General features: G+C 68.1%; 14 protein-coding genes. 9 read left to right on the top strand and 5 right to left on the bottom strand.

Annotated features, from left to right (window positions below; genetic code table 11):
• Positions 1-101 precede the first annotated feature (101 nt).
• The 3 genes from ltnD to otnK are packed head-to-tail and all read left to right on the top strand — an operon-like array spanning position 102 to position 3,099.
• Positions 102-1,037, top strand: coding sequence for an L-threonate dehydrogenase (ltnD, locus tag AZC_RS14360; protein ID WP_043879397.1), 936 nt, complete (start codon positions 102-104; stop codon positions 1,035-1,037).
• Positions 1,034-1,828, top strand: a complete 795-nt coding sequence (locus AZC_RS14355; RefSeq protein ID WP_012171300.1) for a hydroxypyruvate isomerase family protein — start codon at positions 1,034-1,036, stop codon at positions 1,826-1,828. The genes ltnD and AZC_RS14355 overlap by 4 nt, the downstream gene beginning before the upstream one ends.
• Positions 1,825-3,099, top strand: a complete 1,275-nt coding sequence (gene otnK, locus AZC_RS14350) for a 3-oxo-tetronate kinase (RefSeq protein ID WP_012171299.1) — start codon at positions 1,825-1,827, stop codon at positions 3,097-3,099. The genes AZC_RS14355 and otnK overlap by 4 nt, the downstream gene beginning before the upstream one ends.
• Before the next feature lie 10 nt (positions 3,100-3,109).
• Here the strand turns inward: otnK and AZC_RS14345 are convergent, their stop codons facing one another.
• Positions 3,110-3,589 (bottom strand): hypothetical protein, encoded by a 480-nt coding sequence (locus tag AZC_RS14345; protein WP_043879396.1) that lies wholly within the window; start codon positions 3,587-3,589, stop codon positions 3,110-3,112.
• 432 nt (positions 3,590-4,021) lie between these two features.
• Between AZC_RS14345 and AZC_RS14340 the strand changes: the two genes are divergently transcribed.
• Complete coding sequence (locus AZC_RS14340; protein WP_043880333.1) at positions 4,022-4,435, top strand: Lrp/AsnC family transcriptional regulator; 414 nt, start codon at positions 4,022-4,024, stop codon at positions 4,433-4,435.
• Between the two features lie 6 nt (positions 4,436-4,441).
• Here the strand turns inward: AZC_RS14340 and AZC_RS14335 are convergent, their stop codons facing one another.
• On the bottom strand, positions 4,442-5,983 hold the full coding sequence (locus tag AZC_RS14335) for a class I adenylate-forming enzyme family protein (protein WP_043879395.1): 1,542 nt from the start codon (positions 5,981-5,983) through the stop codon (positions 4,442-4,444).
• Positions 5,984-6,274: 291 nt separating this feature from the next.
• Between AZC_RS14335 and AZC_RS14330 the strand changes: the two genes are divergently transcribed.
• Together AZC_RS14330 and AZC_RS14325 are read left to right on the top strand one after the other, a co-directional pair.
• Positions 6,275-7,840 (top strand): gamma-glutamyltransferase family protein, encoded by a 1,566-nt coding sequence (locus AZC_RS14330; protein WP_043880332.1) that lies wholly within the window; start codon positions 6,275-6,277, stop codon positions 7,838-7,840.
• Between the two features lie 54 nt (positions 7,841-7,894).
• Positions 7,895-8,338: a DUF1810 domain-containing protein gene (locus AZC_RS14325; protein ID WP_043879394.1), complete on the top strand. Its 444-nt coding sequence runs from the start codon at positions 7,895-7,897 to the stop codon at positions 8,336-8,338.
• A 3-nt stretch (positions 8,339-8,341) separates the two neighbouring features.
• On the opposite strand, the gene fabI is transcribed toward AZC_RS14325, so the two are convergent.
• Positions 8,342-9,124 (bottom strand): enoyl-ACP reductase FabI, encoded by a 783-nt coding sequence (gene fabI / locus AZC_RS14320; protein ID WP_043879393.1) that lies wholly within the window; start codon positions 9,122-9,124, stop codon positions 8,342-8,344.
• Positions 9,125-9,454: 330 nt separating this feature from the next.
• Between fabI and uxuA the strand changes: the two genes are divergently transcribed.
• Together uxuA and AZC_RS14310 are read left to right on the top strand one after the other, a co-directional pair.
• Complete coding sequence (gene uxuA, locus AZC_RS14315) at positions 9,455-10,675, top strand: mannonate dehydratase (RefSeq protein WP_012171292.1); 1,221 nt, start codon at positions 9,455-9,457, stop codon at positions 10,673-10,675.
• Positions 10,676-10,688: 13 nt separating this feature from the next.
• Complete coding sequence (locus tag AZC_RS14310; protein WP_012171291.1) at positions 10,689-11,402, top strand: GntR family transcriptional regulator; 714 nt, start codon at positions 10,689-10,691, stop codon at positions 11,400-11,402.
• Between the two features lie 160 nt (positions 11,403-11,562).
• Here AZC_RS14310 and AZC_RS14305 read toward each other — a convergent pair whose 3' ends face one another.
• Positions 11,563-12,240 carry a carbonic anhydrase gene (locus AZC_RS14305; RefSeq protein ID WP_012171290.1) on the bottom strand — a complete coding sequence of 226 codons (678 nt, stop codon included), beginning with the start codon at positions 12,238-12,240 and terminating at the stop codon, positions 11,563-11,565.
• An 88-nt stretch (positions 12,241-12,328) separates the two neighbouring features.
• Positions 12,329-13,255, bottom strand: coding sequence for a GGDEF domain-containing protein (locus AZC_RS24460; RefSeq protein ID WP_158304119.1), 927 nt, complete (start codon positions 13,253-13,255; stop codon positions 12,329-12,331).
• 247 nt (positions 13,256-13,502) lie between these two features.
• Here AZC_RS24460 and AZC_RS14295 point away from each other — a divergent pair, with 247 nt between their 5' ends.
• Positions 13,503-15,431: a hypothetical protein gene (locus AZC_RS14295; protein ID WP_043879392.1), complete on the top strand. Its 1,929-nt coding sequence runs from the start codon at positions 13,503-13,505 to the stop codon at positions 15,429-15,431.
• Positions 15,432-15,439: the final 8 nt, after the last annotated feature.

The following is a 15,439-nucleotide window of genomic DNA, read 5'->3' as shown; positions in this document are numbered from 1 at the left end:
CAACAAAAATGGCAGCGCTGCCAAAATCTGGTTGCGACGGGCGAAGGATCGAGTATTTATCGAAATGGCAGCGCTGCCAAAACATAAGGGCGAGGAAACCCATGTCGGTTGCAGTTGACGGTGAGACCCAGATGCGGACGGTCGCGGTCATCGGCCTCGGGGCCATGGGCTTGGGCATGGCGAAGTCGCTGCTCGCCGCAGGTCTTGTGGTGCGCGGCTGCGATCTGTCGGCGGCCGCGGTTGCCGCGCTGGCGGAGGCCGGCGGCACCGGCTGCGCCACGCCGGCGGAAGCGGTGCAAGGCGCCAGCGTGGTGGTGAGCGTGGTGGTGAACGCCGACCAGACAGAGGCCATCCTGTTCGGTCCTCAAGGCATTGCCGAGGTCATGCCCGCCAATGCGGTGTTCGTCTCTTGCGCCACCATGGCGCCGGAGAAAGCCCGCGATTTCGCGGGCCGCCTCGAAGCGCTCGGGCGCCTCTATCTCGATGCGCCCATCTCCGGCGGGGCGGCGCGGGCGGCCAAGGGCGAACTCACCATTCTGGCCTCCGGCCGTCCGGAGGCCTTCGCGGCCGCTGACGCGGCGCTCGAGGCCATGTCCGCCAAGCTCTATCGGCTCGGCGATGCGGCGGGCACCGGCGCCGCCTTCAAGATGATCAACCAGCTTCTGGCCGGGGTGCACATCGCGGCCGCCTGTGAGGCGATCACTTTTGCCGCCCGGCAGGATCTCGACCTTGAGATGGTGTATGAAGTCATTACAGCCTCGGCGGGTAACAGCTGGATGTTCGAGAACCGCATCCCGCATGTGCTCGCCGGCGATTATCGGCCCCTGAGTGCGGTCGAGATCTTCGTGAAGGACCTCGGCATCATTCAGGACATGGCTCGGGCCGCCCGTTACCCCGTGCCGCTCGCGGCCGCCGCGCTCCAGCTTTATCTCGGGGCAGCGGGTGCCGGGATGGGCCGGGATGACGATTCTTCGCTCGCACGTCTTTATGCCGGCCTGTCCGGGGTGACATTGCCAAAGGGGGAGAGCGTTTCATGATCCGTTTCGCTGCGAACCTCCATTCGCTCTTTACGGAATTGCCGTTTCTCGACCGCTTCGCGCCCGCCGCCGAGGCCGGCTTTGCCGCCGTGGAATTCACCTTCCCTTATGACGTGCCGGCGGACCGGATCTCCGAGCGCCTTCAGCGTCATGGTCTCAAGGCGGCGATGCTGCATCTGCCCGCCGGGGACTGGGCGGCGGGGGACCGCGGCCTTGCCTGCCAGGCAGAGCGGTTCGACGAATTCCGGGCGACGCTGGAGCAGGGCGTCGCCTACGCCCGGACGATCGGTGCCGGCAAGCTCGTCATGATGGCGGGCCTCGGCTCGCGGCAGGATCCGCAGGCGGAGGCGAGCTTCCGCCGGGCGGTGGCCTTCGCCGGTGAAAGACTGGAGCGGGAGGGGCTCTGCCTGCTGCTCAAGCCGCTCGATCCGCGCGAGATCCCTGGCTATTTCCTCACCGATTTCTGCCATGTGGCCGATCTGGTGGCCGAACTCGGCGTGCCGCACGTGAAGATGCTGTTCGACGTCTATCAGCGCCAGCTCGCGCGCGGAGATGTGGCCATGGCGCTGCGCCGCCGCATCAAGCAGATCGGCCATGTGCAGGTCGCTGCCGTGCCCGACCGGGGTGAGCCCGATGACGGCGAACTCAACTATGCCTATATCCTGCGCCGGCTCGAATGCCTCGGCTATGACGGATATATCGGCTGCGATTATCGTCCCCGCGGGCGTTCCACCCTTGCGGGTCTCGGCTGGATGAAGCCTTATCTTCCTCGCGTTCGGGCCATCGCATGACCCTTCTTCTTGGCTGTATCGCCGACGACTATACCGGTGCCTCGGATCTCGCCAACACCCTGACCAAAGCGGGCCTGCGCACCGTGCAGACCATCGGCGTCCCGGCGGCGGACTTTGCCCTGCCCGATGTGGATGCGGTGGTGGTGGCGCTCAAGAGCCGCTCCATTCCCGCCACCGAGGCGGTGGCGCTGTCCCGCGGCGCCCGCGATTTCCTCGGAGGCGAGGGGGCGCGGCACATCCTGTTCAAGATCTGCTCGACCTTCGATTCCACGGACGCCGGCAATATCGGTCCGGTCACCGATGCCCTGCGTGCCGATGCGAGTGCCGGCCCCGTTCTGGTGACGCCCGCCTTTCCGGAGACCGGGCGGACGGTCTACTTCGGGCATCTGTTCGTCGGCGCGGTGCCACTCAACGAAAGCCCGCTGAAGGACCACCCCCTGAACCCCATGACCGACGCCAACCTGGTGCGGGTGATGGCGCGCCAGTCGGCAGCGCCGGTGGGGCTCGTCGATCTTCACACCGTGGCCCGCGGGCCCGAGGCGGTGCGCAGCCGCCTCGCCGTGCTGGCGCAAGAGGGCAAGGGCGCGGCCATCATCGATGCGGTGTTCGAGCGCGATCTCGAGACGATTGGTGCCGTTGCTCTGGACGAGCCGCTGTCCGTGGGGGCCTCTGGCCTTGGTCTTGGCCTTGCCCGCACCCTCGCAGCCGGGCGGACAGCTCCGACTGACGGCGCCGTCCGCTGGGGCGCGTCGGTCCCCGGCGCCATCGCGGCGATCGCCGGCAGTTGTTCGGCCGCGACGCTGGAACAGATCGCGCGGGCGGAAGAGAACATGCCTGTGCTGCGCCTCGCGGCCGAACAACTCGTCACCGACGGTGCAGCCGTGGTTGCCGAAGCCATCGGCTGGGCGCGGGAGCGGCTGGCGCACGGGCCGGTGCTGATCGCCGCCAGCGGCACCCCGCAGGAGGTGGCGGCCGTTCAGGCGCGCCATGGCCGCCATGCCTCGGGCCTCGCCATCGAGCAGGCGTCCGCCGCCCTCGCAGCGGGCCTCGTCGAGGCCGGTGTGCGCCGGCTGGTGGTGGCGGGCGGGGAAACCTCAGGCGCCTGCGTCGACCGGCTGGGCATTGCCGGTTTCGAGGTGGGGCCGGAGATCGCGGCCGGCGTTCCGCTCCTGCGGACGGTCGCCTACGCGCCGCAGATGCTGCTGGCCCTTAAGTCCGGCAATTTCGGCGGCCCGGATTTCTTCGCCAGGGCGTTTGCGGCCATGTCCTGAGCGGACGGCCTCAGCCTGCCGCAGCGGAGACACGGCAGGCGCGCGCCACGGTGCCGATGAGCGCGCGGTCCTTCTCGTGATCGACGAGGAACATCATGCTGCGCCCGCCGCCCACCTGCACCCAGGCGGTCTGGCGGGCTTTCACCAGACCCTCGGCGAAGGCACGGGCCGTGTCACCATCGAGCACGAGGCGGGTCTTTTCGGCGGCCCAGCGGGCGCTCGCCCAAGGGCCGTCGTCGAAGCGGTAGCGCACCTCGATCCCATCGACACCTTGCGGCACCGGCAGGGCCGAAACCCGCACACGCCCCGCCTTGCAGATCAGCGCGAGACCGCCGTCCTTCTCGGTCGTGCCGATGGGCGAAGCCCAGACGATGCTCGACTGGTCTTCGGGCCGCGCCGACACCGCATAGGTCCAGTAGGCCCCGGTTTCGGCCGCCGCGGCCGGTGTCACCAGCAGCATTGCCGTCATCGCCAGTGCACCGCGCCGCATGTCTGTCTCCTCTCTCGCCGGCTTCTCACGGTCAAGCCGTGGCCGGACTCTGGAGCAGGACGCTCCAGCTACGCTTCCGGTTCCAGCAGGAGACGTCAGCTTCCGGGCTGGCGGACGGCGAAATGCCCCGCGACCGCCGCGATGAACGCGCGATCTTCCGGCGACCGACCTGCACGCCAGGGTCTTTCGCCGCGCTTCCGGTTCCCCGCTCATAGGAGCACGCAGAAACCAGCGCTTGGTGTCGCGCGGCGTTGTTCGCATCAGGATTGCGCGCCTACTCGATCTGGAGCAATCGGTGCTCGCGATCTTGTGTGCGGGACGACATGTGCATGCTACAACAAGGCGATTGCCGCAGATTGAAATTCTCCGGAGCGTGCCGTGCCAGATGCCATCGATTGCCGCATCCTCGACCTCTTGCAAGAGGATGCGCTCATGTCCTCCGCAACCGTGGCGGAGCAGGTTGGGCTCAGCCCGACACCGTGCTGGCGCCGCATCAAGAAGCTGGAGGATGACGGCTACATCCTGAAACGGGTGGCCCTGCTGGATCGCCGCAAGGCCAACGTGCCGCTGACCGTCTTCGTGGCCGTGAAGGCGGCCCGCCACAGCATGGAATGGCTGGAGAGCTTCCGCCGGGCCATCTCCTCCATGCCCGAGATCGTGGAAGCGTGGCGCCTGACCGGCGAGACCGACTATCTGCTGCGCGTGGTGGTGCCGGACATCGACGCCTATGACGAGGTGTACAAGCGCCTCATCTCGAAGCTGGAATTCTCCAACCTCTCCTCATCGCTGGCCATGGAGGAGATGAAGTTCACGACGGCCATCCCCACCACCTACATGGCGCGCTGACCGCGCTCACGACGCCCAGCGCTGCTCGCTCTCCCGTCGCAGCGCCTCGGCCTTGAGCGCGGCGCGGTCGATCTTGTTGGTACCGGCCCAGGGCAGTTCGCTGACGAGCGCGATACGGCGGGGATGCTGGTAGGCGGGGCCATTCTCCAGCGTAAAGGTCTTCACCTCGGCCGCGCTGAGGCGCGCGCCGGGCTTCGGCACCAGGAAGGCCACCGGCATCTGGCCGCGCTCGGCATCGGGCAAGGGCACCACCGCCGCCTGCTGAACGCCGGGATGACGTTCCAGTAGGCGCTCGACCTCCACCGGATAGATGTTCTCGCCACCGCAGACGAACATGTCGTCCGCGCGCCCCACGAAGTAATAGAAGCCCTCCGCATCCCGGCGCAGGATGTCGCCCGTCACGTACCAGCCGTCCTTGAGCACGGCCGCGGTCAGCTCCGGCTTGCGATGATAGCCGGGCATGATCGCCGGGTTGCGGACCCAGAGCACGCCCTCATCCGCATCCGGTCCATCCACGAGGCGCACCTGCGTGCCCGGAACAGGCGTGCCCAGCGACACCGGTGGCGTGGGCCGTCCATCCGGATGCGGGCCGAAGATGGCAGGGCCGGTCTCGGTTGCGCCGAAGGTGAGGACCAGCGTCGCCTGCGGAAACAGCGCCGCGACGGACGAGAACAGCGTCGCCGTGGTCGGGGCCGATCCCATCATGATGCGCTTGAGGCTCGTCATGTCCCGGCTCGCCACATAGTCCGCATCCTTGACGATCCGCGCGAACATGGTCGGCACGCTGGAAAGCGCGGTCACGTCATAGGTGGCGATGGCGTCCACATAGGGCCGCACGTCGAAGGCCGGCATCAGCACGATGGAGGCGTTGGTGGCAAAGGCCGTCTTGGCGGAGAACAGCCCGTTCATGTGGAACAGGGGCTGGGCGATGAGATAGCGCTGGTCCTCCCGCCGCGTGCCGTCGGAGGTGCGCATGTCGAGCGACCAGAGCTGGCCCGAATGCGAGAGGGGTACGCCCTTGGGCCGGCCGGTGGAGCCCGAGGTGTAGAGCATCTGCGCGATCTCTCCCTCCGCCATGGGTACGGTCGCGAAATCGCAGGGGGTGATGGCGGCGTGGAAGCCGGACGGGCCATCGTCGTCAAAATCGAGAAAGGTCACCGCGCCCTGCACGAGCGGCCGGTTTGCCCGGTCGGTGAAGGCGAAGAGGGCACCGGAGTCGGTCACCACGTAGTCGATCATGTCCCGCGGGAGCTTCACGTTCATGGGGACGGCGATGAAGCCGGCGCGCATGATGCCGAAATAGCTCAGCAGCACCTCCGCGCGGTTGGACGAGAGGATGGCGACGCGGTCTCCCCGCTTCAGTCCCCGATCGGTCAGGAAGCGGGCAACGCCATTGATGAGCCGGTCGGCTTCGGCATGGGTCAGGACGCGCGGTGGCGCGGTGGAAAGGTCGATCAGGGCCGGTCGCGAGAGGTCTCCGCCGCGGTCGATCAGGTCGCCGAGGTTGCGCCAGCGGTTGGGGGGCGGAGAGGGAAGACTCGATCTCATGTCATCTCCGCGCATGACCTTGCGCTGGTACCGACGGTCGCACCCGACCACCTCTCCCTGTGGTCCGGCCGGCGCATCTTAGTCGTCCGATACCGAAGGCCAAGCCCATGGTCGCGAAGACCCTCTCATACCTTTGCGGCATGCGGTTTCCTGCAGCGCCGGTCAGGTTCTGATGCATTGCAAGCTTTCCTCCTGACCCCGGGCGCACTAGAGACGAAGCAGACATACGCCCCAGCGCAGAAGAGGCCCACCGTGGATCTGTCGTCGCTCGATTATCGCACCTCCTATCCAATGCATCGCCAGCCGGTGCTCGGCCGCAATGTGGTCAGCACCTCGCAGCCGCTGGCGGCGCAAGCGGGCCTGTCCATGCTGGCGCGCGGCGGCAATGCGGTGGATGCCGCCATCGCCACTGCTATGGCGCTGGTGGTGGTGGAGCCGTCCGGCAACGGCCTCGGCTCCGACGGCTTCGCCATCCTGTGGGACGGGCAGCAACTGCATGGCCTCAACGCCTCCGGCCGCTCTCCCGCCGGCTGGACGCGCGACCGCTTCGCCGGCCGGGCGGTGATGCCCGAGCGCGGCTGGGACGCGGTGACGGTGCCGGGCGCGGTTTCGGGCTGGATCGCCCTGTGGCGGCGCTTCGGTTCGCTGCCGCTGGAGGTGATCGCCGAGCCCGCCATCCGCTATGCGCGCGAGGGCTATCCGGTTTCTCCCAGCGTCGCAAAGCTCTGGGCCAATGCCGAGAAAATCCTGTCCGACCAGCCCGGCTTCGCGGAGGCCTTCCTGCCCGAGGGGCGGGCGCCGAAGGCGGGCGAGGTGTTCCGCTGCGAGCCCATGGCCCGGAGCCTCGAACTCATCGCCCAGACCGAAGGCGAGGCCTTCTATCGCGGTGAACTCGCCGACAAGATGATCGCCCATGCCAAGGCCCATGGGGCGGCAATGTCCCTCGACGATCTCGGCGCCCATCAGGCGGACTTCGTCGAGACCCTGTCGCAGCCCTTCGGCTCCGGCGTGGTGCACGAACTGCCGCCGAACGGGCAGGGCATCGCCACCCTCATCACCCTCGGCATTCTGGAAGCGCTCGGCGCGCCGCATGAGGACGTGGACAGCGTTGCCGGCATTCATCTGGGCATCGAGGCCACCAAGCTCGCTCTGGCCGACCTGTTCCAGTATGTGGCCGATCCGGCCTACATGAATATCGATCCCGCCTCGCTCCTCGATCCCGCCTATCTCGCCGAGCGTGCGAAGCTGATCGACCGCAGCAAGGCGAGCCTGCCCAGCTATGGCGCGCCGCGCCAGGCCGGCACGGTCTATCTCACGGTGGCGGACGCGAAGGGCATGATGGTGTCCTTCATCCAGTCCAACTACATGGGTTTCGGTTCGGGGGTGGTCGTGCCGGGCACCGGCATCAGCCTGCAGAACCGCGGCGCTGGCTTCGTGCTGAAGCAGGGCCACGCCAATGAGGTGGCGCCGCGCAAGCGCCCGTTCCAGACCATTATCCCCGGCTTCGCCATGGACCATGCGGGCGCGCCGCTCATGTCCTTCGGCGTCATGGGCGGGCCGATGCAGGCACAGGGCCACACCCAGATGGCGCTCCGGGTGCTGCGGTACAACCAGAACCCGCAGGCGGCCGCAGATGCGCCGCGCTGGCGCGTGGTGGCGGGCCGCAAGGTGGCGGTGGAACCGGGTGTGGGTCTCGAGGTTCTGGAAGGGCTGAAGGTGCTTGGCCACGAGATCGTGGTGGACCCGCCGGAGGCGGTCTTCGCCTTCGGCTCGGCCCAGCTCATCGTGCGCGGCGACAACGGCTTCTATGCCGCCGGCTGCGACAGCCGCAAGGACAGCCAGGCCGCCGCCTTCTGATCGACGCCGCCCGGTCCGCCGGGCGGCATGCCATTGAGAGGTTTGGAGGAGGTGATGGCCGACGATCCGTTCCACCTCCAGCGCTTCCTCGATGCGCAGAACGGGCGTTTCGAGACGGCGCTTGCCGAGGTCTCAAGTGGCCGGAAAAACAGCCACTGGATGTGGTTCGTCTTCCCGCAGATGCAGGGCCTCGGTTTTTCAACCACCGCCCACTTCTACGGTCTCACCGGCCTTGAGGAGGCGCGCGCCTATCTCGCGCACCCCGTCCTGGGGGAGCGTCTGCGCCGCGCCACGGCGGCGACTCTGCCCCACGCGTCGCGTGGAGCTCGGGCGCTGTTCGGATCGCCCGACGACATGAAGTTCCGCTCCAGCCTCACGCTCTTCGCGGGCGCCGCCAGCGATCCGGACAGCATCTTCCGTCAGGCGCTCGCTGTCTTCTTCGACGGCGAGCCTGATCCACGAACGCTGGGACTGGTCGGTGACCACCCGCCCCGCTGAGCCTCAGGCCATGATGCTGAGACCGCCGTCCACATAGACCGTCATTCCCGTGAGGCGGTGGGCGAAGGGGGTGGCAAGGAAGGCGGCGGTCATGCCCACGTCGTCGATGTCCACCAGCTCGTGCACCGGCGCGCGGGTGGCGGCCTCGTTCAGCAGGAGGTCGAAATCCTTGAGGCCCGACGCGGCGCGCGTCTTCAGGGGGCCGGGCGAGATGGCATGCACGCGGATGCCCTTCGGCCCCAGCTCATAGGCGAGATAGCGCACGGCGCTCTCCAGCGCCGCTTTCACCGGCCCCATGAGATTGTAGTTGGGCACCACCTTGTTGGCGCCCTGATAGGTCATGGCGAGAAGCGTGCCGCCCTGGGTCATCAAGGGTTCGGCGAGGTGAGCCATGCGGATGAAGGAGTGGCAGGACACATCCATGGCGAGCGCGAACCCCGCCGCCGAACTGTCCACCAGCCGCCCGTGCAGGTCGTCCTTCGGGGCGAAGGCGATGGAATGGAGCGCGATGTCGAGGCCGCCCCAGGTTTCGCGCACTTCGGCAAAAACCGAATCCAGCGCGCCTTCCTGCTCCACGTCGCAGGGGGCAAAGATGCGGGCATCCAACTCATGGGCCAGTGGCTCCACGAAGGGGCGCGCCTTCTCGTTGAGATAGGTGAGGGCGACTTCCGCGCCGAGGCGGCGGAACACGCGGGCGCATCCGTACGCGATGGAATGCTCGTTGGCGATGCCAAGGATGAGGGCGCGCTTGCCCTCCAGAGCCGGCATTTGCGTGGCGTCGATCATGGAGACCTCGGGGCGGGGCGGAACATCCTGCGAAACGCAAGTATGGTGCGTCGCAATATGGAGGTTCGGCGCCATTCATCCTTGAAGTGAATCAATCCCACGACTGGTCGCACCCGTATTATTATTTCGTCGGCTGGCAGCAGCGGAAGTGAAAGCGTGCGGCTCGTCGTGATGATTTGCCGGCTTCCTGCCTACGTGGCTTCGCGTTGCGGAAGACCTCGTTAGCGGGGCCGCAACGTGGGGCGGGCCCTGACCTCTCGGCTTTACGAAACTGGGATACTGGAATACGAGAAATCATCAGGACGCCCACGGCGGAATCGGGAGGACAGGATGCGGCAGACATGGCGATGGTTCGGGCCCAAGGACATCGTGCCCTTGAGCGCGGTGCGCCAGGCCGGCGCTCAGGGCATCGTGACCGCACTCCATCACGTGCCGACCGGGTCCGACTGGACGCTGGAGGAGATCCGCAAGCGGCAGGATCTCGTGAGCGGCGCGGGGAGCGCCCCCACGGGCCTCAGCTGGGATGTGGTGGAGAGCCTGCCGGTGTCCGAGGACATCAAGCGCCAGACCGGCGCGTGGCGCGAGCATATCGCCTCCTACAAGCGCTCCATGGCCGCGCTGGCGCAGGCGGGCATCCAGACCATCTGCTACAATTTCATGCCGGTTCTGGACTGGACCCGCACCGACCTGCGCTATCGCGTGGCTCATGGCGGGGAGGCCATGCGCTTCGATCTCGTGGACTTTGCCGCCTTCGACCTGTTCGTACTGACCCGCCCCGCCGCCCAGGAGGATTACGGCCCGGCCATCAAGGAGGCCGCCGCCGCCCGCCACGCCGCCATGAGCGAGGACGATCGCAAGCAACTCGCCGCCAACCTCACCGCCGGCCTGCCCGGCGCGGCGGATGGCTGGTCGCTGGACGGCGTGCGCGAACAGCTCGCGCTTTACGACCACATCAGCCCGGATCGCCTGCGCCAGCATCTGGTGGACTTCCTGTCCGAGGTGGTGCCGGAGGCGGAAAAGCTCGGCCTGCGCCTGTGCTGCCATCCGGACGATCCGCCGTTCCCGCTGCTCGGCCTGCCGCGCATCGTCTCCACCGAGGCCGACTACCGCTTCATGCTGGATGCGGTGGACAGCCCGGCCAATGGCGTCACTTTGTGCTCCGGCTCTCTGGGCGTGCGGCCGGACAATGATCTGCCGGGCATGGCGGAGCGTCTCGGTCCGCGCATTCATTTCGTGCATCTGCGCAACATCCGCCGGCAGGAGCCGGTGGACGGCCTGCGCCGCTCCTTCTTCGAGGACGAGCATCTGGCGGGCGAGACCGACATGGTCGCCACCATCGCCGCCCTCCAGACGGAGGAAGCGCGCCGCCGCGCGGAAGGCCGGACGGATTGGGAAATCCCCATGCGGCCGGACCATGGGCAGGACATTCTGGACGACATCGGGCGGGGCGGGCAGCCGGGTTATCCCGCCATCGGCCGCCTGAAGGGACTGGCGGAACTGCGGGGCATCATGACCGCGCTCGCCCATCCCCTGCACCTCGAACGCGCCTGACCGGGGCGCGTTCGTGCCGCGCGTCAAGCGCACGCTGCCGGGCTTCGACCTCGCCGCCGCGCTTTCGGGGGCGCAGGTGGATCGCGCCTTGCCGATCGGGCCGCAGGTCTATGACGTCCTGCGGCGGCTGATCGTGCTGTCGCGCCTGCCCTCCGGCGCGCCGCTGCACGAGGCCGACATCGCCGCCGCTCTCGGCATTTCCCGCACCCCTGTGCGTGCCGCCTTCCAGCAACTGGCGCTGGAGGGGCTGGTGAACACCTGGCCCCAGGTGGGCTCGGTGGTGGCAGCGGTGGACCGGGCCAAGATCGAGGAAGGCCTCATCATTCGCCGGGCGCTCGAAGGCGAGGTGGTTCGCCTCCTGTGCGCCGGTGCGCCGGATTGGGCGCGTCTCGATGCTCTCATGGCGGCGCAGGCGGCAGCGGTGGGCGCCAATGACGCGGATGCCTTCTTCGCCGCCGACGAGGCGTTTCACGCCGCGCTCGCGGACATGGCGGGCGTGCCGCAGGCGTGGCGGCTGCTTCAGGCGGTCAAGGCCCACATCGACCGCGTGCGCCTTCTGGTGACGCGCCGCCAGCCGGACCGCTTCCATGCGGCCTTTGCCGAGCATCAGGCGGTGCTCGATGCGGTCCGCCGTCGGGATCCGGAGGAAGCCGCAGCCCGGATGGCCCATCATGTGGAGGCAGTGCGCGGCAGCCTGCACCTGCTCGGGGTCGTCGCGACCGGCTGACCGAGGGAGATGCTTCAAAAGACGAAACGCCTCGCCCGAGGGTGCGGGCGAGGCGTCTGGAGGCCACGTTGGGGGGCAGTCCCCAAAGAAGCTGGCGCTATAGTAAGCGGCCCCTGATTAATGTCATATCACCGTCGTGTGAGAGAATTGCGTTTCTTGCCTAGTCGCCCGCACACCGGAACATAGCTCGGCGCTCGTCGCCCGTGTCGGTGACCGGCGCGAAATGGCCGGTGGTCGGATCTCGGACCAGCAGACGCCCCGAGGCGACGCCGAAATAGGCACCGTGAATCTGAAGCTTGCCCCGCTCCACGAGAATGCGGACGCAAGGGAAGGTCATGAGATTGCGCAGGCTCAGCTCCACCGAGGCGAACTCCAGCCGGCGCAGGTAGCCGTCGCCGTCCTCCGCCTTGCGGGGGCCAAGGCCCTCGGCGGCGGGGGCGATCTGGGACATCCAGCGGCCGATGAAGTCGCCCGGAGACAGGGGCTCCTGCTCGTCGGCGAAGGCGCGGATGCCGCCGCACAGGGCGTGGCCCAGCACGACGATGTGCTTCACCCGCAGCGCCTGAACACCGAACTCGAGCGCGGCGCTGGTTCCGTGCTGGGTGTCCCCATCCGGCTCGTAGCGCGGCACGATATTGGCGACGTTGCGCACCACCAGAAGCTCACCTGGGGAGGCGTCGAAGATGACTTCCGGAGAGACGCGGCTGTCCACGCAGCCGATGACCATGATCTCCGGCTTCTGCCCGGTTTCAGCCAGCACCTCGTAGCGGCTGCGCTCGGCCAGGAATCGCCCGTCGATAAAGGAGCGGTAGCCCTGGGTCAGTCTGTCTGGAAACATGGCTTGTCCTCGCCCCTGCCCACCCTCGGGGCGGCGGCATAGCAGGTTTTCGGGCCTGCGGCCAAGCCGCCGCACCTCAAGGCGGCCCTCAGCCGGCAGACGCGTCGCCCGCCAGGCTGTCGAAAACCACCCGGCCGCGGCCGCTCCGCTTGGCCGCATATAGTGCCCGATCGGCCCGCGTCAGCGTGGCGTCGAGCGAACTGTCGTCCGGCAGGCATTGGGCTCCGCCTACGCTGATGCTGACGCGCAGTTGCAGCTCCGGCAACACGAGAGGTTCGGAGGTCACACCGTCGAACAAGGCCCAGGCCTGCGCGCAGGCCTCCTGCGCAGTGGTGCCGGGCATGAGAATGGCGAACTCCTCCCCGCCCATGCGGGCCAGGACGTCCTTCGGCCTCAGCGTCTGGCCGCATCGCCGCGCCACCGCGCGGATCACCTCGTCCCCGATACCGTGGCCGTGGGTGTCGTTGACGATCTTGAAGTGGTCGATGTCCAGCGTCAGCAGGCTGAGGGGCGCATGGCTGCGCTCGGCCTCGGCGAAGGCCTGCCGTGCGACCTCCATGAAGTGGCGGCGGTTGAAGATCTCCGTGAGCGGATCGATGGTGGCGAGCCGCCGCAGCTCGGTTTCCATCCGCCGCCGCTCCGTCACATCCAGCAGCACCAGCAGGAAGGTGTCGTCGATGAAGCGGAAGCGGAACTGCACGATGTGCTGCTCGCCGTCCCGGCAGCGCACGTTCCATTCCCCCACCTGCACCTGTGCCGGGTCTGCCCGCGCCGCATCGACCATGCGGTACCATTCCGCGATGACGCGCACACGCTCGCGCGGCTCGGGAAAGCCGAGCTCCCACCATTCGTCGTGGTGGAGAATAGGCTTGTCCGGGTAGAGGAAGAGATCGTCCGCGGCGCGGTTGAAGAAGATGGCGTTGAAGTCGCGGTCGTAGATCTCGACGCCGATGGGCAGCGCGTGCAGCAGCGCCGTAATGGAGGGCTGCTTCGGGATATCATGTTGCTCGGACATCATCGCGGTCCCGTGCGCAGCGGATCAACAAGCTTGAGCGGAGCCGTATCCGCCGCGACGATGGTAAGATCGACCGGCGTGCGGCTTCCCATCGGCTTTAATGGTGAGCCGGCCATCAGCGCAACCCATTCCGCGCGTTTCGCGGGCCTGTAGGCCGGGCTTTGCGTGACAATTCCATGAATGACCTGCCGCAAACCGGTCCTGGCCGCTCTGTGCTTTCGTTGGACCGAGAGCAGGAGCAGGCGTGATGAAGACGGGCATCATCGAACATCTCGGACACAGGGACGTCCTCTTGCCGGGCCTTATCGCGGAGGCCCTGCGCGCCAATGATCGGGCGAAGGTCCGCCTCAGCGTCCTGCAGGCGGCGGCCCGTCATGCGGCGGCCCCCGATGCGTCGCGCTCGCCCCTGACGCAGGAATGCCGGACGGCGGGCCTTGATCCCGTTGCGATGGAAGAACTGGTCGCTTCGGCGGTGGCCGACGCCGCCGGTCAGGTCTCGGCCCCCGGGATTGCCTCTCTGGGAGAGGCGATCTGGGGCGACGTGGAGGCGATGGCGCAGGGCGTGGCGGCCGCTGATCCGGGTGCCGCAGAACCCGCTCAGGCTCGTCTTCTCGCCTTGCGCGAGGCCCATGCGCTCGGCCGCACCGACAGCATCGCCGCTGGCGAGGTCGCCCGGCTCACCGGCCTTCCGGGCGAGACGGGCGACAGCCTGCACCGGCTGATCATGGACCTCCACCGCGCCCTCAGCCGGCTTGCCGTCGCGCATGCGGAGGAGGATGTCGCGGGTGCGCGGGCCTCCGGCCTCACAACCGGGGACCGGCGGCTGGTGGAAGCCTTCATGCGCGGACTCAATGCGACGCGGGGCCTCAAGTTCGACCATCCGGGCCTCGGCACCCATGCCGCAAGGTCCGGTGAGCACCTGACCATCCAGAACGACATTGGCGAGACGGACGCCCACGTGGTGGTCATCACGGTCGAGCCCGAAGCCGTGAGCGTGACCTATACCGACGTCCATCTGCGCCGTGCCCGCTTCTTCACCGGCCTGCTCAGCGATGTGCCGCTCGCCTGGAGCGGACTGGACCGCAAGACGGCCGAGGGCCTCGCCGATGAAGGCGTGTTCTATCTCGTCACCGGCCGCTGCGAGAGCCCGGACGCGGCGATCCGGGAAGCGGTGCTGGAGGCGATCGGCGCCAACCTTGTCTTCCTCATCGACTGGAACAAGGCCCGCAAGGTGTTGCGCACCGCCATTCCGAAGGAAGAGGCGGTGCGGGTGCTCGAATGGGCGGCCCGTCATCGCTGCGGCCAGCGGGCCTTTCTTGAACTTGGCGGAGGCGAGCTTCTGGCCGCTGCGGTCCAGCATGCCGCCCCGGCGCGCATCGGCTTCGGCGAGCGGCTCGATGGCGTGCTCGGTCGCGACGGCGCGGTGGATTTCCTGAAGAGCGTCCTGCGCATCTGCGCGGAGACCCTGAAGGAAGGCAGTTCCGCCCGCCTCGCCCGCGATCGCATCGAGGCCGAACTAATGCGACATCTGGAGCGGATCGAGGCGACGCTCTTCGCCATCGTGGTGCGGCAGGCGGGACTGGCCCGCGAAGTGGCGGCGGAGGTGGCCGCTGCGCTGGTGGCGGAACGCTCCGGTGTCGGCTTCGATCACACGGCCCTGGCCGCCGCCGCCCGTCGGCGCGAGGAGAAGGCCGACCGTCTCGCCCTCGATGCCCGCCAGAAGGCCGCGCGCTTTGAGGCGGCCCCGGCCATCCAGCGCCTGTCGGATCATGTGGAGGAGGCGGTGGACGAACTCGAACAGGCCGCTTTCATCGCCTCCCTGCTGCCGGCCAATGTGCCGTCCGACATCCTCGCCCCCCTGTCGCAACTGTGCGCGGCCGCCGTGCGCGGCGCCGAGGCGGCAGCGTCCGGGGCGGCGGCAGCCGCGGCCGTGCCGGCTGGCCAGAGGATCGATGCGGAGGATGCACTCGCCAGTGCGGACCTGCTGGCGGACCTCGAGCACATCGGTGACGCCGAGGAGCGTACCGTCACGGGGCGGGTGCTCCGGGGCGGCGCGGACCTGACCGTGGCCTTGTGCGCGCTCGATCTCGCCCGTGCCCTGGAGCGCGCCACCGATCGGCTGGCGGGCTATGGCCACGCTCTGCGCGGCCACGTCCTTGCCGAGCTTGCGCTCTGATCCCCGAA

Source organism: Azorhizobium caulinodans ORS 571 (genome assembly GCF_000010525.1).
In the GTDB taxonomy this organism is placed as follows: domain Bacteria; phylum Pseudomonadota; class Alphaproteobacteria; order Rhizobiales; family Xanthobacteraceae; genus Azorhizobium; species Azorhizobium caulinodans.
Note: the sequence above shows the minus strand (reverse complement) of the source record. Positions and strands in the feature narration are given on the sequence as shown.